This is a genomic window from Mesorhizobium sp. P160187, assembly GCF_057766425.1.
On record NZ_JBYMDX010000005.1, the window covers coordinates 1,077,924 to 1,095,894 of the forward strand.

Genomic DNA, 17,971 nt, shown 5'->3' on the forward strand with positions numbered 1-17,971 from the left:
TGTTATCGCAAATCCCGGTGCTCACCAGTCGCTTTCGATCGCGTCAGGTGGTTCATTGAGGCTCGCCACACTGAACATCGGCGTAGATCAAATGGTCTGCCTCGCTAAATGCCGCTTGGCTCTGGTCGAAGCAGAACCGTTTGGGCACCAAACGAACTAAGGTGCGTCGGTTGCATTCACCGGGCAGATCGATCTGGAAGGTGCGCGGCGACATCGACGGCGCTGGATCGCTCCATTTCTTGTGACCAGCAAACGAAACGTTCTCGATCCACAAGCTGGAGCCGGCTGAACCGACTGGACCGGAGATAGCCTCGACGCTGATGCCCTTTGCCTGCTCGATGCTTGGATATTCGCCACTTTGCGGCGGATCCCCGTTTGCCGGAATCGTGCCCGCGCTGACTGCCACATTGATCCTGATATCGTCGCGCTCGGGAACACCACCGTAGCTGTTGCGAAAGGTCCAGCTTAAGCGAAGGACACGCGTCCTGACGTCCTCTCCGGGCGGTGGAGGCAAAACCCGAATCTCGGCATCGGCAAGCGAAGAGCCTTCATCCTGCGCTTCTGGCGCCGGGCAGCGCGTGTAGAGTGGGCGGTAGCCACACTCAGGACCGCCGGCTCCCCACAGACAGTCGCTCAGCTTGCGCCAGTCTTCCAAGCTCAATCGAGGCGTTCCTGAGGACAGGTCATTGCCGGACCCCGGCACCATCCAGGGATGGATGCCGCTGCTGCCGATCGCCCAGTCCGTGCGATGTGCTTCTATGCCGGCGTAGACGGTCTGTTCCTCGTGCAGCTCGAGCAATTGGACCCAGGTTGGCGATGTGACCGCCGGTTCGTACCCGACTGCGTCCGCGGCAAAACGGCGGCCGGTGATTTGTGTGGTAAGCGTGTGGCAGCTTGTGCAGTTTCCGGTCGGATCTTCGACCGTCCTGGCTTGGCTAAGTTCATTGGGATAGGTGCCGGTGTAACCGGAGCCGACCACGCGGAACGGCGCGCCCGGCAACCGCGGTCGGCGCGGTAGAAAATCTCCCAGGCTGAAGGCGGTCGATTTGGAATCGCGGGCTGAACGGAAACCGACCCTGCTCTGTTCAATGTGCGGATCTATCACATAGGGGCTTTTGTTGTCATGGCATGCATGGCACGAGATCTGGAACGTCCGGTCATAGATTTTCTCCGCCGCAACCCTTCCGATGTCATCGGAATAGTTGCGCCCGCCTGGCGGAACGAAGGGCTTTGACCAATCGAACTCGCTCCGGTCCTTGCGGCCGTCGAAGAAGATGATTTCTCCGGATTTCCGATTGAACCCGATGGTGCCGAAGACGGAAAATCTCGGATCCGACCGTGTCCAGTAGGGATCGGTGCTGACCTCGTGGCTGATATTGGACTTTCTGCAGAGGAACAGCCATTCCACGTTGCCGCGCACGACCCTTACTGCACGTGAGTTCAGCCCACAGTAGGTTGAGCTGCCAGTTAGCGAAGGCTTGTCGCATCTGGGCAATGTCGCCGTCCATTTCACCACCTCTCCGTTCTCATTGCTGTGCTCGAACTCCAGCGGAGAGCCCGGTTTTGTCGGATTGGGCTTGAGGTCGACGACATTGCCATCAACTTCCAGTGGGATGACCTTCATCTGTGGGCTGCCGCAATCGCCCTCTGGAATAGGACCGAACACCGCCCGCGCTTCATCGCCAGACCTCGTTATGACGTCGGTGCTCTTTGAGGCCGGCGCCCAAAAGATGTCAGGGTTCCATCGCGTAACGGCTTCGGCGAACGCCTTCCCATCGAGTTCAGCGGGAGCGAAAGCGACGCTGCGAGGGCGCAGCGGCTCGAAAGCGGAACTGCGTGGCAATGGTGACGCCGCGCAGTTGCCCGCCTTGCTGCAAATCATGTCGGCCTGATTGGAGCCTTGCCTCTCGCCGGCTCGCGGCGTCGACACGAAAGCTTCATGTCCGATCGTCCCGGACAACAGGAGAAACGCAACGCCGAGGACAGCAGCGATCAGCGCAACAGCACGCATCTCAGCCCAATGGAGCGTGCCAGTGAACCCATGGCCGATCTCTGGGCGTCATCGCTTCTTCGCTGCGACAGAGCCAGCGTCATAGTCAGCGTGGACAGTAAGCGATTGAAATCGCCACATGCCGTCATCGCCCTTTACAACAGACGCGCGGGCATCCGCCGAATAGTCAAGACTCGGTGCCGAAGAGTGGGAGTCCTGCATTGTCACAAGGACTATCGATTTGGTGTTCACCGTCTTGTCGTTAACCACGTCGAACAAGGTGTTGGTCACGAGATGCCGGGTCTGGAGTTTATCGGTTTCCAGTTTCTTAACTATTATTTTCATTTGCACGAGAAGATCATGTGCCGACTCTGGGCCAAGGTCGAGTGTCAGCTCGAGGACACTGCTGCCTGCATCGCAAATCTCATAGTAAGACGATTTAGGTTCCGCAAAGAGGGTGGCGAACGCGGCTGCATTTTTTTCGTCGATCGTCCAGGCGTAGCGGGACAAAAGATCTTGGATTGCCTGACGGTCTTCGGCCGGAGGATTATTATTGACGTTCCAGCCATGAGTAGCCTCTGTTCCACATGAATCAGCCAAAGCAGTGCCGCTGAAAGCAAAACAGAACCCATACGCCAGGGCAAAATACCTCAAAATCGCGCAGACTGTTATTAAGCCTTTCCAACGCTCGCTCATAATGGCCCCCTCGGATGGAGCTTGATGGGAAAGTAGCGGTTCATCTTATACCACGCCAAAAAAGGCGCCAGTGAAAATCGATGTCATTGCAGGCCGGGGATGTCGTATTCCTGAATTTGTGAATTTGTGGTAAGTGGTACTCCCCTGTCTGCAGCAATTTCATTCCTGATTGCCAGATCAGCTGTGGGTGATCCTGGTATGCGTTAGCAAAATAAAAGCTCACGTAGGCGAAACAATAGATTCTAGTCGTGGTTACACAGGAGCAAAAAATGCCAAACATTGTTCGAAATATGGTGTTTCTAATTTCAGCCCTTTTTAGTATAGTTCCTTTGGCGTTTGCGCAGCAGAATCAGGAAATTGAGATAGTTCTGCAATCGCGCCTGACTTCTTTTGGAAACGATACCCCGCTAATTATTGACTTTACTCTCACGAACCGGTCACGCAGCCCGATCAGACTGCTCAGGTGGACCACGCCGATCGACGGCGTCTCGGGCGAGATTTTTTCAGTAGCGAGAGGGTCGCAGCCAATTCAGTATATTGGCCCTTTGGTGAAGCGAGCAGAACCGACCGAGGCTGACTTTATCAATATCGAACCCGGACAATCGATTTCGGTGCCCGTCGATCTGTCATTGTACTACGCCATCTATGAAGCAGGGATCTATGCGGTTACCTATGATACAGAGAGAGTGGGTCTGCTGGTTGGCCCTCAAGGTGCCCTGAGACGCGCCCAGGTTCTGAGCAACGCCGTCACGTTCAGGCTTCTATCCGGTCGAATTCCTCCGGAACGGATACCGCTCTCGGCACCCAAATTCGACCAGTGTGACAGCTCTCAACAGGACGATATTGGCGCTGCGCTGGCTGAAGCAAACAACATAGCCTCGGCTGCCCTGCAGGTTTTGCAGGGCACGCCTTCTGCCCAGCAACCGAATTCCCAACGATATCTGACATGGTTTGGGGCGCATACCGTAGGACTGTACGCGAAGGCCACTGGAAATTTCTCGAAGATTGCGGATGCTCTTGCAAACAAAGCAATATCGTTTGGATGTCACGGCAGCGTCTGCGGACCGGGAGTTTATGCGTATGTGTTCCGTGGTCAACCTTATAATATCTTTGTTTGTCAAAAGTTCTGGTCAGCCGCTCTGAAAGGAACGGATTCAAGATCTGGAACGATTGTACACGAAATTAGTCACTTTGAGGTCGTCGTCTTCACAGACGACTATTCCTCTGGTGGTCAAAATACCGCCAAGCTACTCGCGGTTGAAAACCCCCCGCAAGCCACAGAAAATGCCGATAGTCATGAATACTTTGCGGAGAACAACCCGGATCTTCCGATGTGAGGGACACCCAGGCAACTGATCCAGCGTGGATACGGGTGCCGTATTGCCATCAGAAACGAGAAAAGATCACCGAGGGCCGGAAACATTGCGATCGCATGGTGAATGTCCGCTATCGCTCCCGCACACCGAAAGCGGTCCGGTCGCTCTCGGCCAAAATGCGACATTCAACTTTCGTCTCGTCCTGTCAGGATTTGGCAAGCCGCCCGCCGGCTGGCTCCGAAATGTAGGATCGAAGTCCTGGGCGCGCATGCTAATGCGGACAACACGAACTGGACCGGTTTGGCAGTGATCCACTGCGCGCGCCAAACCCTGGCCGATTCACGGCGCTGCCGTAAACCCGCACTGCTTCTGTTCCATCTCGATCTGCTTGGTGATGCGGATGGCGTTCTGGGCGTAGGCTTCCGTCACCGAGCCGCTGTTGACGGTCTTGTCCTTCAGCGGGCTGACGGCCGCGCAGAGGTGGAAGACATGCTCGGTGTCGGACTTGGCGGCGCCGTTTTCCGGCGCGATCCAGTAGACGATATCCTGGCCATTGGGGTGTGCCGCGTCCTTCGTCGCCGCGGCCACCGTGGTGGAGTCGGTGGCGATCGCCTGCGCCTGGGCGGCGACCTCGGGCGAACAGGCCGTGGTCGGCTGCCCCGCCTTGATCTGTTCCGCGCAGGTGTTCATGTCCTGCGTGTACTGCTCGACCGATGGCGGCTGGTAGCTGACCCCGATCAGCGTCGCCAGCACGGCGAGCACGGCGCCGATACCGCCGGCCACCTTCTTGCTCTTCGGGTCCATGGTCTTGTCGTTGAGGATCAAGAGAACCAGCGGCAGGAAGGCAATCAGCGTGATGATCGCGCCGAGTTGGTTCTGGACAAAGAACCGGAACGTGTCGGATTCGCGGGCCGGGTCCTTCCGGTTGGCCGCCTTCCAGAGCAGGCTGCCGGCGATGGCGAAGATCGCGATCCCGACCAGGATGCCGATCAGCAGCGGCAGGTTGCCCTGGTCGAACTTGTGCTTGTAGAGCAGTACGATCCCGGCGATCTCGCCGCCAATGGCGATGACCCACGACAGCACGGCAAACAGGCGCAGCCGCGTGGCCCCGGACTTCTGGCCCTGCGTTGCCTGCCAGTCCTTGGTAACGTCTACGGTCGGCTTGTTGTCGGTCATGACCAGATCCCCCGGTATCGACACGTTTGCGGGGCGGCGTCAAAGGCGCCCGGCGCAGCGTCATTGATCGAACGTCGCCTGCCCCGGCACGAAAGCGCCACGGCAGACCCCATCCTTATTGCCCATGATGGGATTCGTCCATAGCCGAGGCGGCGGACGAGGATGCGGGCGATGGTGCGGAGGAGGGCAGGGCAATCGCATAAGGCGGCGCCAGCCCCACTCCGTCCGCCGCGGCCATTTCCTCCATGTCCATGGGGAGAGGAACCCAAGCCCATCAAGGCCGCGACCTCGGTGATTGGCATTTCCTCTCCCTCCGCGGAGCGGGGCAATCGCATATGACAGGTTTGCGCTCTACGAATACCCCCACCCTTAATCCCTCCCCACAAGGGGGAGGGAGACTTGGTAGGCGCCGATCGCCGCAAATCGCCTAGGTTCGACGCCAGAAAGGGTGGCTTGCGGCAGCGTTCCCTCCCCCTTGTGGGGAGGGTTAGGGTGGGGGTCCTCTTCGTAAGAACTCATATGTGATCGCCTTGCGCCGACGGAGGGAAGGTGGGTCGCCGAACCCGAGGGAGCGCCATATGCGATCGCCCTGCCATGGGTCGGATCACGCCACCGCGGGAGCGCAACTAATTTGTATACAAATGTTTCTGGCCGGCATCGGTTTGTGAAGCGCTTCACCGTTGCCGCGCAATCGATCGGTTACAGAGGCCGTGCAAGAGCGGGCCTAAGGCAGCGCTTTGCTGCTGCATGGAGGTAACCGATGTTTGAAAGTCTCAGCAGAATTCGCGCTGCCCTGGCGCGCGCCAGCAAGCACAGGAAGACCGTGCGCGCACTGAATGCGCTGCCGACGGAGATCCAGAAAGACATTGGCTGGACGGAGTCGAGGTCGATCGACGAGATAAGGCTGCCGTTCTAGGGCCGCATCCCAGCGTCGCTAATATATCGCTCGCCATCGATTGTTCGGAAGCGTACAGTATAGCATCGTCGGCCACATCAATGGGCGCTGACGCTTGGGAGCGACCATCGCACTCCTGCCCCGACAGGAGGCATTGGAGCCATGGCGGAGCAACCGAGACAGTCCGGTCTGAGCGCCGAGGCGCTCGCGGCCTTGGCGCGGGAAACCGGGGCCTCCGAGCAGCAGATACAAGAGATCGCATCGCTGATCGGCAACGATCGCCCCTCCATCGTGCGCGAAGCGCGCATGGTTGCGGCTGACCGCCCGAAGCGCTGATCCAGGAACAAGCTGCTGGATTGATTGATGGGGCGTCGCCCCTGATTTGTCGGTTTTGTACGAAGTACAATGGCTGAATCCGAGTCAGCTATCGTCCAATGACCGTTTGCATTTGGGCAGGGCGCCGACGGCTGGGAGATGACATGTGCTCTTGCCCTTGGGGAGAGAGCGATGGACCAGTCGGTCAGCAAGGAGAAAAGCGGCCTTTTGCGCCGCATGAACCCGGCCGACTTCGCACTGCTTGCGCCGCATTTGCACCATCGTGTGCTCGATCTCAAAGCCCCGCTCGAAGTGGCGGGCGAGCCGGTCGCCTCGGTCTGCTTCCTGGAAAGCGGCCTGGCCTCGGTGGTGGCGAGGAACCGGCCGGGCCTCGACACCGAGGTCGGCATTATCGGCCATGAAGGCATGTCGGGTTCCGCTTTGGTGATGGGCGCCGACTGGGCGCCCCATGATTGCTACATGCAGATGCCGGGCGAGGCGGTGTGCATCGATTCCGAGCCGTTCAAGGCAGCGCTGCAGAAAAGCCCGACGCTTCGCGCCTTCCTGCTCCGCTATGCCCATTATCTGCACGGCCAGACCAAATCCACGGCGCTGAGCAATGCCCGCGCCAAGCTCGAGGATCGGCTGGCCAGATGGCTCCTGATGTGTGACGACAGGGTGGTCGGCCACCAGATCCAGATCACGCATGAGTTCCTGTCCGTCATGCTCGGCGTCAGGCGTCCCGGCGTCACCATCGGCCTGCAGATCCTAGAAGGGCGCGGCCTGATCCGGTCGCGGCGCGGCGAGATCGTCATTCGCGACCGGGATGGCCTGATCGCCGTCGCCGACGGCTTCTACGGCCAGGCCGAGGCCGAATACGAACGCCTGCTGGGCTGAGCCTGGCACGGGCTGGAAATGGCCGACGCGAATGCCGGTGAAAGCATGTTGCCAGAGCCGCGCCGGCCATTTGCGGCCGTCTGGGGAGAGGCCGCCCGGCAAATCTAGCATCGGCGCAAAAGCGGGCAACGAACCGCAATCGCTTGGTAAAAACCGTACAATCGAATTGTGTTGAACCTTGGTTCCGCAAGAGTATGAATCTGCTGTCGTCGACCATGTACATGGGGCGCTGGCGCCTGAGGCTTCGACAGGCTCGCGCGCCCGATGTGAACGGGGAAACCCGAAATGGCAGAACTGCTTTTCGATGTATCCGCCTTCGATTGCGACATCCTGCGCGCCGCCTTCATCAAATCGGTGATGGAAGACAATGTCCCGGAAAAGCGGTGGCGCGCGCTCGCCGCCTCCCTGGTTCGCGACCTGACCGACCACGAAGACGTCGAGCCGGATCTGCTCGGCTGGATCACGCGCAAGTAGCAATATCCTGACGGTCCGGCGGCTACCCCAGCCACCACCACAGCGCCGCGATCGCCGCAAGCACCGCCGCCACCGACAGCCCCAGCATGATGTAGCTGCCCTTGATGATGTCGCGGATGATCTTCTTGACGCTTTCGCGGTCATTGAGGTTGGGGAAAGGCTCGTTGGGCAGCGCCACGCCGAGGAAGCCGCAGAGCGGCGCCCAGCCATCGCTGACCTTGAACACCAGAAGCTTCTCCGGCGGCACGGCCGCTATCACCTCCTCGGTATAGGCGTTGTAGCGCGCCACCGCCTTGGCGCGGTCGTCCATCACGCCGGCAAGCGTGCGGCCCCAGATCAGCCTGTGCGACATGTCGCCGAATTTGCGGCCGAACGGCGTCAGCCATTCCAGCACCTTGAACTGCCACAATGTCTCGGTGAAGTGGATGGTGTCGATGGTGCTGTCGTACCAGGCCTCGGCGCCGCGCGGATGCAGGGTGAGCAGCACCTTGGCGTCGGGATAGGCGGCCATTAATTCGCGCCACACGCAGCATCCCGGATTGTCGACCGTCGCCTTGTAATTGGCAAAGACTCTGGTCCAGTCGTGCTGGCTGCCGGGCGGGCTGTTGGCCACCTTGCGCCAGAAGTCGAGATGGCCCTTGTTGGCCTTGTTGAGGATGACTTCCTGCATGTGGTAGCTGGGAAAGCCCAGCCTGTTCAGCGCGGCAAAGGTCGACCATGTGCCGGTGCGGCCGAATCCGGCCCCGATGAGTTCAAGCGCCATTTTATCCCCCCTGGTTGAGACCGCTTTTCTTTTTATGCCGGTCCGCTCGGAACGAGGTTGCATCCGCGCCCCTCGGCGCGCAACAATTTTCCCTGTGCAGCGGCCAAAATGTGTTTGCTTTTTCGTCTGGGCCACGCGGAATGACGGTCTGGCTATTCCCGCGGGTGAGGGAGCCTGATAATAGGTCAGCCAGATTGACCTAATTCGCATGGCCGGAACGGTCATGCTGGACCAGATGCCGTATCCCGGGAGGTTGGCTCGTGAGTTTGATGGACCTGTTGGCGTCGCGCGCCTCGCGCATGAAAGCGTCGGAAATCCGCGAGCTGCTCAAACTGCTCGACCAGCCCGACATCATCTCCTTTGCCGGCGGCATCCCCGATCCGGCTTTGTTTCCGGCGCAGGCGATCGCCGATGCTTACGCCTCGGTGCTGGGCGGCGCGGAGGCGAGCGCAGCACTTCAGTATCAGGTCTCCGAAGGCTATCTGCCGCTCAGAAAATGGCTGGCCGGCCAGATGGGCAAGCTTGGCATCGCCTGCGACGAGCACAACATCTTCATCACCTCCGGCTCGCAGCAGGCGCTGGATTATCTGGGCAAGCTGTTCCTGTCGCCCGGCGACACAGCGCTCGTGACGTGGCCGACCTATCTCGGCGCGCTCCAGGCCTTCAACGCCTATGAGCCGCGCTACGACCGGCTGACGCCGGATGGCGGCAACATGACGCCGGCCGCCTACCAGGCGGCGGCTGCTGCTGCAGGCGGCGAAGTGAAATTCGCCTATCTCGTGCCGGATTTCGCCAACCCGACCGGCGAGACGCTGAATCGCCAGCAGCGCGAGGCGGTGCTTGACCTCGCCGGCGAGCTCAACATTGCCGTCATCGAGGACGCCGCGTATCGCGCGCTGCGCTATGACGGCGAGGGCCAGCCGCCGATCCTGGCGCTCGACTGCGAACGCTCAGGCGGCATCGAAAACGCCCGCACGCTCTATTGCGGCTCGTTCTCCAAAATCCTGTCGCCGGGCATGCGCGTCGGCTGGGTCTGCGGGCCGCGCCGCGTCGTCGAGCGGCTGGTGCTGATGAAGCAGGCGTCGGATCTGCACAGCCCGTCGATCAACCAGCTGGTCATGCACCGCGTCTCCGAGGCCGTGTATGACAGCCAGGTGGAAAAGCTGATCGGCGCCTATCGCCAGCGCCGCGACGGCTTGCTTGCAGCGCTCGAAGCGGAAATGCCGGATGGCGTCAGCTGGAGCCGACCGGAAGGCGGCATGTTCGTCTGGCTGACGCTGCCTGAAGGTGCGGACGCCACGGCACTGCTCGCCCGCTCGGTCAAGGAAGCCCGCGTCGCCTTCGTGCCGGGCAACGCATTTTATGCCGACGGTTCGGGACGTAACACGATGCGGATGAGCTTTACGCTGGCTGATGAACGCGCCGTGGGTGAGGGCGTGCCGAGGCTGGCGAAATTGATGGGCTAATCTCCCCCCTCGAGGGGGAGATGTCGCCGAAGGCGACAGAGGGGGTCGCCGCGCGTGGAGCGCTAACCTTCATCAGTCGCAGGAGGTCGCGCCCAGTCGAGCCGACCCCCTCTGGCCTGCCGGCCATCTCCCCCTCAAGGGGGGAGATTAGCTCACTCCGCCACCACCAATTTATCCTGCGTCTTCGTTTCGAAATCGCCGGCGTCGTGGCGCTCGTGCAGTTGCATGGCCGGGTCGCCGAAGGCGCGGTTGACCATGCGGCCGCGTTGCACGGTCGGGCGGGCGTCGATCGCCTTGGCCCAGCGTTGTACGTGCTCGTAGTCCTGCACCGACAGGAATTCGGCGGAATCATTGTACATGCGGCCGAGCGCAAGGCCGCCATACCAGGGCCATACCGCCATGTCGGCGATCGAATAGAAGGCGCCGCCGAGATATTCAGTCTCCGCCAGCCGCCGGTCGAGCACGTCGAGCTGGCGCTTGGTCTCCATGGCGAAGCGGTCGATGGCGTATTCGATTTTTTCGGGCGCATAGGCGTAGAAATGGCCGAAGCCGCCGCCGAGATAGGGCGCCGAACCCATCTGCCAGAACAGCCAGGACAAGGTTTCCGCGCGCGCCGGCTGTTCGGTCGGCAGGAACTCGCCGAACTTTTCCGCGAGATAAAGCAGGATCGAGCCGGACTCGAAGACGCGGACAGGCGTCTTGCCGCTGCGGTCGAGCAGCGCCGGGATCTTGGAGTTGGGGTTGACCTCGACAAAGCCCGAGCCGAACTGGTCGCCATCGTTGATGCGGATCAGCCAGGCGTCGTATTCGGCGCCCTTGTGGCCGAGCGCCAGAAGCTCCTCCAGCATGACAGTCACCTTCACCCCGTTCGGCGTCGCCAGGGAATAGAGCTGCAGCGGATGCTTGCCGACCGGCAGCACCTTGTCATGCGTCGGACCGGCAATAGGCCGGTTGATGCTGGCGAACGTACCGCCATTGGCTTTCTTCCAGCTCCAGACTTTCGGCGGGATGTATTCGGTCATGCGGGGAATTCCTTGGGTTTGGCGGGGCGAAAACGACGGCGCGAGACTGATGGCGGAAAAGTCGGCGGAACGTAGATACTGGAACACATAGGTGCAATTCAGAAAGGTTCAACTTGTGTTGAACTATTATCGATGTCAGCGTTGCCTAAGCCCTTGCGCCCTGTGCAGCGCGGCATACCTATAGAGGATACTGCCCACGCATATCTGCCAGGATGAAAGCATGCCCATCGATCCCGTTTCCCCGCTCTTGCGCTCCGTCGTTGGCGTGCGCGCCATGGTTCCCGACGATGCCTTCACGGCCAATGCCTTGGGCACGCGCCGGGAAGGCAGCGGCGTCGTCATCCGCGGCGACGGGCTGGTGCTCACCATAGGCTATCTCATCACCGAGGCCGAGGAGGTCTGGCTGACCGACCAGGACGGCCGTGTCGTGCCGGCACATGCGCTGGCCTATGACCAGGAGACAGGCTTCGGCCTGGTGCAGGCGCTGGCGCCGCTCGGCCTGCCGGCGGTGGCGCTGGGTGACGCCTCAAAGGCCAAGATCGGCGACCCCGTGGTGTTTGCCGACGGCACCGGCCGCTCGGTCAAGGCACACATCGTCACCAAGCAGGAATTCGCCGGCTATTGGGAATATCTGCTCGACGAGGCGATCTTCATTGCCCCGGCGCATCCGTCCTGGGGCGGCGCGGCGCTCATCGGCCAGGATGGCAGCCTGCTCGGCATCGGTTCGCTGCTTTTGCAGATGAGCCGCAACGGCGAGGTCGCCGACATCAACATGGTCGTGCCGATCAACCTTCTGACCCCGATCCTCGACGATCTGCTGACGCGCGGCCAGGTGGCGAAGCCGCCACGCCCATGGCTCGGCGCCTTCTCGGCCGAGTCGAACGGCGCGGTCGTGGTGATGAGCGTCGCCGAAGGCGGCCCCGCCGCCAAGGCCGGCCTGCGCCAGGGCGACATCATCTCCGACGTGCGCGATAGCGAGGTCGACGGGCTCGCCGATTTCTACCGCAAGCTATGGCAGAATCCGGCGGGTTCGGAGATTCCTCTCAGGGTCGTACGCGGCGGCCGCGAAACCTGGCTCAGGGTAAAATCCGCCGACCGCAACAGTTTCTTGAAGAAACCGCATCTGCAGTAAAAGCCAATCTCCCCCCAAGTGGGGGAGATGCCCGGCAGGGCAGAGGGGGGGCGCGAAGGATCGCGACCTCTCGATCTATTTTCTGACAAGAATCGCGGGATAAACGTGGCTGACACTGGCCGGTGCGTTGGCGGGACAGCGGCCCCCCTGCCGGCCATCTCCCCCACGAGGGGGGAGATTGGCTGCCCCCTCAATCCCCGCATACCCTAAAAGGCGTCCCCGTGTCCCACTCCGCGAAGGGCACGACCTGGCCTTCGACAGACACGATACTGTTCACCTTGCTGTCATCATCCTGCGTCTGCATACTTTTGCCCTTGCCGGTCAGCACGTCGTAGTCGCAGCTGCTGTAGACGACAACGGACTGGTATTTGTAATGGTCATAGGCAACGCCGGCGACGACGAAGGCCTCGTTGCGCCAGGCGATGGTCAGCGTCATGTCGGTCCGCTCGCCGGGGCCGATCAGCCCCGGCAGATAGATCTTGATCGAGCCGTTGGGCAGCAAGGTCAACTCCGGTTCGATGCCGGAGCCCTCATAATGCGGCTGGTCGTAGTCGTTCCATTCGCCGTAGACCTGCTCATGCACGACGCCGGCGGGTTTCAGAAAATTGTACTTTTTGTCCCTCAGGAAGAAATGCATGTCCATGGTATCGTCTTCGGGCTCGGTCTCGACGATCATCGCCAGATCGGCGGCGCCGTCCCCATTGAAGTCGCCGGTCAGCGCGGTGATGATCTTCTGGGTTTCGATGGGTTCGGCGAGCGCCGAGGCCGGCAGCAGAAGGATGAGGCCGAGTAACATCGATCGCATGGCATTTCCCCCGAATTGCAGTCTGCCTTGCCCGGCTCGACCAGCCGGGAAACTGCCATGAGCGCCGGCTTGGGCGCAAGCCGGCTCGCAATAGGCTAGGGGGTATCGACGCCGCTGACGGAAACTGGCATCGACAGCCGATACAGCCGGCCCGGCAACAACGAGGTGATGATGGCGCCGTTCAAGGTCGATCCCGACAAGGTTCATGAATTCCCCGATCCCGACAGTTTTTACGCCTGGCTGCGCGAAAATCATGCCGGCGAGAGCGAGGTCTGGATCAAGGTCCACAAGGTCGGCTCGGGCCTCGCCTCGATCACGCCGAAGCAGGCCATCGACGTGGCGCTGTGCTTCGGCTGGATCGACGCCATACGCAAGCCGCTCGACGACAAGAGCTTTCTGCAGCGCTACACGCCGCGCGGCAAGAAGAGCATCTGGAGCAAGATCAACATCGACAATGTCGCCCGCCTGATCGAGGAGGGCCGCATGACCGAACACGGGCTGAAACAGGTCGAGGCGGCCAAGGCCGACGGACGCTGGGACCGCGCCTATGCCTCAGGCAAGGACATGAAGATCCCTGACGATCTGCAGGCCGCCATCGATGCCGAACCCGCGGCAAAAGAGATGCTGGCAAAGCTTTCCGCCCAGAACCGCTTCGCGCTCGCCTTCCGCACCCACAACATGAAGACGGAGGCGGGGCGCAGGAAGAAGATCGGGGCTTTCGTCGCGATGCTGAAGCGCGGCGAGACGATCTATCCGCAGAAGCGGTGAGGCGACGGCAAGCGGCTGCCATGGTGCGCGCAGCTAAAAACCCGCTTGTGAGGTTCTGCCCTCCCTTGCTCGACATAACCTATTGTTTCTTCGGTATTTTCCACTCGTCGCGCGGGTGATAGCTGCGATAGTGGAAATAACATAACAACATATTGTTTAATAAGAGTTTTCCACTATGCTAACGTGATCCTGGCTTAAGAGTGGAAAACGATGCTGAGAGAGTTGACCGGCGAGCAGCGGCGCCAACTCATAGATACGCAACAGGTCTACGAGGCCTGGCAGCATGCTGATGACCAGCGCCAAAGGCGCTTTGCAGGCAGCATGCGCTGGGTTGAGCGCAGCGGTGCTGAATACCTGCTGCGGAAGGTCCGGCAGGTCGAGAATTCACTCGGGCCGAAAAGCAGCCAGACGGAGAAGGCGTTCGCTGCGTTTTCCGAGGGCAGGGTGCAGAACAAGGATCTGCTGGCAGGTCTGGCCGATCGCCTGAACGGCCTGGCGAAAGTCAATGTGGCAATGGGGTTGGGCAGGGTACCGGCCATCGCCGCACGGATATTGCGGCGGTGCGCCGAAACAGACCTGCTGGGCAAGCAGTTGCTGGTCGTCGGCACGAATGCGCTGTTCGCTTACGAGGCTCTGGCGGGCGTCCAGATCACCAGCGGTCTCACGGCAACCGGGGACATCGACCTGCTCTTCGATTCCCGACGTCGCATCAGCTTCGTGACCGGCGAGAGGGTAAGCCAGTCCGGCCTGATAGGCGTGTTGCGTAAAGTGGACAGGTCCTTCAAGCCGCTCCAGCCCCGGGCCTTCAGGGCAGCGAACCGTGATGGCTATCTGGTCGACCTGATCCGTCCGCAGGCAAGACATGTCCTCAAGAACAACGCCACTACCTCGATTACACAGCTTGCCGACGACCTCGACAGCGCACCCATGGAGGGGCTGCAATGGCTCATCAAAGCCCCGAAGGTGGAGGCTGTGGCGATCGATGAGCGTGGCTATCCCGTAAGCATACCGACGGTCGACCCTCGAATGTTCGCTCTGCACAAGGCTTGGCTGGCCACGCGGCCTGATCGGTCTGCGGTCAAGGCAGTGAGAGATCGTGAACAGGCGGAAGCGGCTGCACGCATTGCCACGGGCTATCTTGCGCTTCCGCTGGACAGCGAGCATCTCAAAGGGCTTCCGGGGGCACTGCTGGACGCTGCCGCCGCAACGCTCTCTCTGCCTGGCCCGAGCGGCTTTTCCGAAGACTCTCCAATTGAGCCCGACTGGTAGCGGCCGCGCTAGCACGCCATGCTACGAAAATAGCATTCTCGCCTCGCGAAATGTGATGCTACGGTTCCCGGCGCACCCAGGGCGGAGGGGTTGCCAAGAGGAGAAGTGGCGGGCGCTGGCCCGGATTTCAGCGAGAACCGGACGGAACTGTTGAACCATTGCAAGGCCGCCGCGTTTTCCAGCGTCGGCCACAAGGGAGGAACCACCTGTGAAAGCATCCTATCTCGTCTCAGCCGCGCTGCTTGCGGCGACTGCGATGCCGGCGGCGGCCGGCGAAATTTCCGACGGCAAGGTCAAGATCGGCATCCTCAACGACCAGTCGGGCGTCTATGCCGATTTCGGCGGCAAATGGTCGGTCGAGGCCGCCAAGATGGCGGTCGAGGATTTTGGCGGCAAGGTGCAGGGCGCGCCGATCGAGATCGTCAACGCCGATCACCAGAACAAGCCCGACATTGCCTCCAACATTGCGCGCCAGTGGTACGACACCGAGCAGGTCGACGCGATCATGGAACTGACGACATCCTCGGTGGCGCTCGCCGTCCAGGGGTTGTCCAAGGAAAAGAAGAAGATCGACATCGTTACCGGAGCGGCATCGGCCGACCTGACCGGCAAGCAATGCTCGCCCTACGGTTTCCACTGGGCTTACGATACCCACTCGCAGGCGGTCGGCACCGGCGGCGCGCTGGTGCAGCAGGGCGGCGACAGCTGGTATTTCATCACCGTCGACTATGCCTTCGGCTATTCGCTGAAGGAGCAGACCTCAAAGGTTGTTGAGGCAAGCGGCGGCAAAGTGCTGGGCGAGGTGCGTTACCCCCTCGGCTCCACCGACTATTCCTCCTTCCTGCTGCAGGCGCAGTCCTCCGGCGCCAAGGTTATCGGCCTTGCCAATGCCGGCCTCGACACCTCCAATACCATCAAGCAGGCGGCCGAGTTCGGCATTGTCGCCGGCGGCCAGCGGCTGGCAGCCCTTCTGTTCACCCTTGCCGAGGTGCACGGCCTCGGCCTGCAGGCGGCGCAGGGCGTGGTGCTCACCGAAGGGTTTTACTGGGACCGCGACGACAAGAGCCGCGACTTCGCCGGGCGCTTCTTCAAGCGCACCAACCGCATGCCCAACATGATCCAGGCCGGCACCTATTCGGCGGTGCTGCAATATCTCAAGGCCATCGACAAGGCCGGCACCGACGAAACCGAGGCGGTCGCCAAGCAACTCCATGAAATGCCCGTCGACGACATCATCAACGCCAACGGCAAGGTACAGGCCGACGGCTCGATGGTGCACGACATGTATCTCTATCAGGTCAAGAAGCCCGAGGAGTCGAAGAAGGACTGGGACTACTACACCTACCTTGCGACCATTCCGGGCGACAAGGCCTTCATCAAGGCTGAAGACAGCGGCTGCCCGCTCGTCACCAAGTGACGCTGGCGCAAGCCGTGGCCGTCCAGCCGGACGGTGCCGAAATCAAGCCGCGGGTGGTGCTCTCCGCCCGCGGCCTGCGGCGCGACTTTGCCGGTTTCGTCGCCGTCAACAATGTCGACCTCGACGTCCATCACGGCCAGATCCATGCGCTGATCGGGCCGAACGGCGCCGGCAAGACGACAATCTTCAACCTCTTGACCAAGTTCCTGCAGCCGAGCAGCGGCAGGATCGAACTGTTGGGCAACGACATCACCCGCACCGCGCCGGCCAGGGTAGCGCGCATGGGTCTCGTCCGCTCGTTCCAGATATCGGCGATCTTTCCGCATCTGAGCGTCCTCGACAATGTCCGCGTCGCACTCCAGCGGCCAGGCGGGCTCGGCTTCCAGTTCTGGCGCTCGCTGGCCGCGCTTGACCAACTGACTCCACGGGCGCGCGAGCTGCTTGACATCGTCGGGCTCGACGATGTCGCGCATCGTCCGGCCGGCGATCTCTCCTATGGGAGGAAGCGCGTGCTCGAGATCGCCACCACGCTGGCGCTCGACCCGAAAGTGCTGCTGCTCGACGAGCCGATGGCCGGCATGGGGCACGAGGATGTCGGCGTCATTTCCGGCATCATCCGCTCGCTGGCAACGGACCGCGCCGTGCTGATGGTCGAGCACAATCTCACCGTCGTCGCCGACCTTTGCGACTGGATCACCGTCATGCAGCGCGGCCAGGTGCTCGCCGCCGGCGACTACGCAACGGTGAGCAACGATGAGCGCGTCAGGGTCGCCTACATGGGGACCGAGCAGGGGGACCGAGCATGAGTGAGCCGCTGCTTGCCGTGCGCGATCTCCATGCCTGGTATGGCGAGGGCCATGCGCTGCATGGCGTCAACCTCGACGTTTTTCGCGGTGAGACGGTGACGCTGCTCGGCCGCAACGGTGTCGGCAAGACCACAACGCTGCGCGCCATTATGGGGCTGGTCCGCAAGCGCAGCGGCAGTGTCACCTTCGACGGCAGCGACCTGATGCGCCTGCCGCTGCATCGTGTTGCCCATCGCGGCATCGGCTTCGTGCCGGAGGAACGCGGCATCTTCGCCACGCTCACCGTCGACGAAAACCTGATCCTGCCGCCGGTTGTGGCCAAGGGCGGCATGAGCGTCGAGGAAATCTTCGGTCTCTTTCCCAACCTCAAGGAGCGCCGCAACAGCCCCGGCACCAAACTCTCCGGCGGCGAACAGCAGATGCTGGCCATCGCCCGCATCCTGCGGACGGGCGTGCAGATGCTGCTGCTCGACGAGCCGACCGAGGGCCTGGCGCCGGTCATCGTCCAGCGCATCGGCGAACTGCTGGCGACCTTGAAAAAGCGCGGCATGACCATCCTGCTCGTCGAGCAGAATTTCCGCTTCGCCGCCCGCATCGCCGACCGCTTCTACCTGATGGAGCACGGCAAGGTGGTGGAGGGTTTTGCCGCAAGCGAGCTTGCCGCTCACACGCAACAGCTGCACGAGGTGTTGGGGGTATGATGACGACAGCCCACGGCAGTACCCCCACCCCGCTGCTGCGCAGCGACCCTCCCCACAAGGGGG

General features: G+C 61.5%; 18 protein-coding genes. 12 read left to right on the forward strand and 6 right to left on the reverse strand.

Annotation, left to right across the window (positions count from 1 at the left end; all coding sequences use genetic code 11):
* Positions 1-52: 52 nt before the first annotated feature.
* On the reverse strand, positions 53-2,011 hold the full coding sequence (locus tag AC3CCE_RS29995) for a hypothetical protein (RefSeq protein WP_352510846.1): 1,959 nt from the start codon (positions 2,009-2,011) through the stop codon (positions 53-55).
* A gap of 48 nt (positions 2,012-2,059) precedes the next feature.
* Positions 2,060-2,686: a nuclear transport factor 2 family protein gene (locus AC3CCE_RS30000; RefSeq protein WP_023831038.1), complete on the reverse strand. Its 627-nt coding sequence runs from the start codon at positions 2,684-2,686 to the stop codon at positions 2,060-2,062.
* 269 nt (positions 2,687-2,955) lie between these two features.
* Between AC3CCE_RS30000 and AC3CCE_RS30005 the strand changes: the two genes are divergently transcribed.
* Positions 2,956-4,023, forward strand: a complete 1,068-nt coding sequence (locus AC3CCE_RS30005) for a M35 family metallo-endopeptidase (protein WP_352510845.1) — start codon at positions 2,956-2,958, stop codon at positions 4,021-4,023.
* A 318-nt stretch (positions 4,024-4,341) separates the two neighbouring features.
* Here the strand turns inward: AC3CCE_RS30005 and AC3CCE_RS30010 are convergent, their stop codons facing one another.
* Positions 4,342-5,178 (reverse strand): SLC5/6 family protein, encoded by an 837-nt coding sequence (locus AC3CCE_RS30010; protein ID WP_352510844.1) that lies wholly within the window; start codon positions 5,176-5,178, stop codon positions 4,342-4,344.
* Positions 5,179-5,938: 760 nt separating this feature from the next.
* On the opposite strand from AC3CCE_RS30010, the gene AC3CCE_RS30015 reads away from it, so the two are divergent.
* The 4 genes from AC3CCE_RS30015 to AC3CCE_RS30030 all read left to right on the forward strand — a co-directional run bounded on the left by AC3CCE_RS30015 (position 5,939) and on the right by AC3CCE_RS30030 (position 7,759).
* Positions 5,939-6,094 (forward strand): DUF1127 domain-containing protein, encoded by a 156-nt coding sequence (locus AC3CCE_RS30015; protein ID WP_023671409.1) that lies wholly within the window; start codon positions 5,939-5,941, stop codon positions 6,092-6,094.
* 141 nt (positions 6,095-6,235) lie between these two features.
* Positions 6,236-6,409: a hypothetical protein gene (locus AC3CCE_RS30020; protein ID WP_023754596.1), complete on the forward strand. Its 174-nt coding sequence runs from the start codon at positions 6,236-6,238 to the stop codon at positions 6,407-6,409.
* Between the two features lie 171 nt (positions 6,410-6,580).
* On the forward strand, positions 6,581-7,285 hold the full coding sequence (locus AC3CCE_RS30025) for a Crp/Fnr family transcriptional regulator (protein WP_352510843.1): 705 nt from the start codon (positions 6,581-6,583) through the stop codon (positions 7,283-7,285).
* A gap of 285 nt (positions 7,286-7,570) precedes the next feature.
* Positions 7,571-7,759, forward strand: coding sequence for a hypothetical protein (locus tag AC3CCE_RS30030; protein ID WP_352510842.1), 189 nt, complete (start codon positions 7,571-7,573; stop codon positions 7,757-7,759).
* 22 nt (positions 7,760-7,781) lie between these two features.
* On the opposite strand, the gene AC3CCE_RS30035 is transcribed toward AC3CCE_RS30030, so the two are convergent.
* Complete coding sequence (locus AC3CCE_RS30035) at positions 7,782-8,522, reverse strand: sulfotransferase family protein (RefSeq protein ID WP_352510841.1); 741 nt, start codon at positions 8,520-8,522, stop codon at positions 7,782-7,784.
* A 269-nt stretch (positions 8,523-8,791) separates the two neighbouring features.
* On the opposite strand from AC3CCE_RS30035, the gene AC3CCE_RS30040 reads away from it, so the two are divergent.
* Positions 8,792-9,988, forward strand: a complete 1,197-nt coding sequence (locus tag AC3CCE_RS30040) for an aminotransferase-like domain-containing protein (RefSeq protein WP_352510933.1) — start codon at positions 8,792-8,794, stop codon at positions 9,986-9,988.
* A gap of 152 nt (positions 9,989-10,140) precedes the next feature.
* Here AC3CCE_RS30040 and yghU read toward each other — a convergent pair whose 3' ends face one another.
* Positions 10,141-11,010: a glutathione-dependent disulfide-bond oxidoreductase gene (gene yghU / locus AC3CCE_RS30045; RefSeq protein WP_352510840.1), complete on the reverse strand. Its 870-nt coding sequence runs from the start codon at positions 11,008-11,010 to the stop codon at positions 10,141-10,143.
* A 220-nt stretch (positions 11,011-11,230) separates the two neighbouring features.
* Between yghU and AC3CCE_RS30050 the strand changes: the two genes are divergently transcribed.
* Entirely contained in the window at positions 11,231-12,142 is a 912-nt protein-coding gene (locus tag AC3CCE_RS30050; RefSeq protein WP_352510839.1) for a S1C family serine protease, read from the forward strand.
* Positions 12,143-12,332: 190 nt separating this feature from the next.
* Here AC3CCE_RS30050 and AC3CCE_RS30055 read toward each other — a convergent pair whose 3' ends face one another.
* Positions 12,333-12,947, reverse strand: a complete 615-nt coding sequence (locus AC3CCE_RS30055; protein ID WP_023715162.1) for a hypothetical protein — start codon at positions 12,945-12,947, stop codon at positions 12,333-12,335.
* 171 nt (positions 12,948-13,118) lie between these two features.
* On the opposite strand from AC3CCE_RS30055, the gene AC3CCE_RS30060 reads away from it, so the two are divergent.
* The 5 genes from AC3CCE_RS30060 to AC3CCE_RS30080 all read left to right on the forward strand — a co-directional run bounded on the left by AC3CCE_RS30060 (position 13,119) and on the right by AC3CCE_RS30080 (position 17,908).
* Positions 13,119-13,715 carry a YdeI/OmpD-associated family protein gene (locus AC3CCE_RS30060; RefSeq protein ID WP_352510838.1) on the forward strand — a complete coding sequence of 199 codons (597 nt, stop codon included), beginning with the start codon at positions 13,119-13,121 and terminating at the stop codon, positions 13,713-13,715.
* Positions 13,716-13,925: 210 nt separating this feature from the next.
* Complete coding sequence (locus AC3CCE_RS30065) at positions 13,926-14,984, forward strand: GSU2403 family nucleotidyltransferase fold protein (RefSeq protein ID WP_352510837.1); 1,059 nt, start codon at positions 13,926-13,928, stop codon at positions 14,982-14,984.
* Between the two features lie 208 nt (positions 14,985-15,192).
* On the forward strand, positions 15,193-16,401 hold the full coding sequence (locus tag AC3CCE_RS30070) for an ABC transporter substrate-binding protein (protein ID WP_023743303.1): 1,209 nt from the start codon (positions 15,193-15,195) through the stop codon (positions 16,399-16,401).
* Between the two features lie 14 nt (positions 16,402-16,415).
* Positions 16,416-17,207 carry an ABC transporter ATP-binding protein gene (locus AC3CCE_RS30075; RefSeq protein ID WP_352510836.1) on the forward strand — a complete coding sequence of 264 codons (792 nt, stop codon included), beginning with the start codon at positions 16,416-16,418 and terminating at the stop codon, positions 17,205-17,207.
* Positions 17,204-17,908: an ABC transporter ATP-binding protein gene (locus AC3CCE_RS30080; protein ID WP_023743305.1), complete on the forward strand. Its 705-nt coding sequence runs from the start codon at positions 17,204-17,206 to the stop codon at positions 17,906-17,908. Before AC3CCE_RS30075 ends, AC3CCE_RS30080 begins: the two co-directional genes overlap by 4 nt.
* The last annotated feature ends 63 nt before the right edge of the window (positions 17,909-17,971 follow it).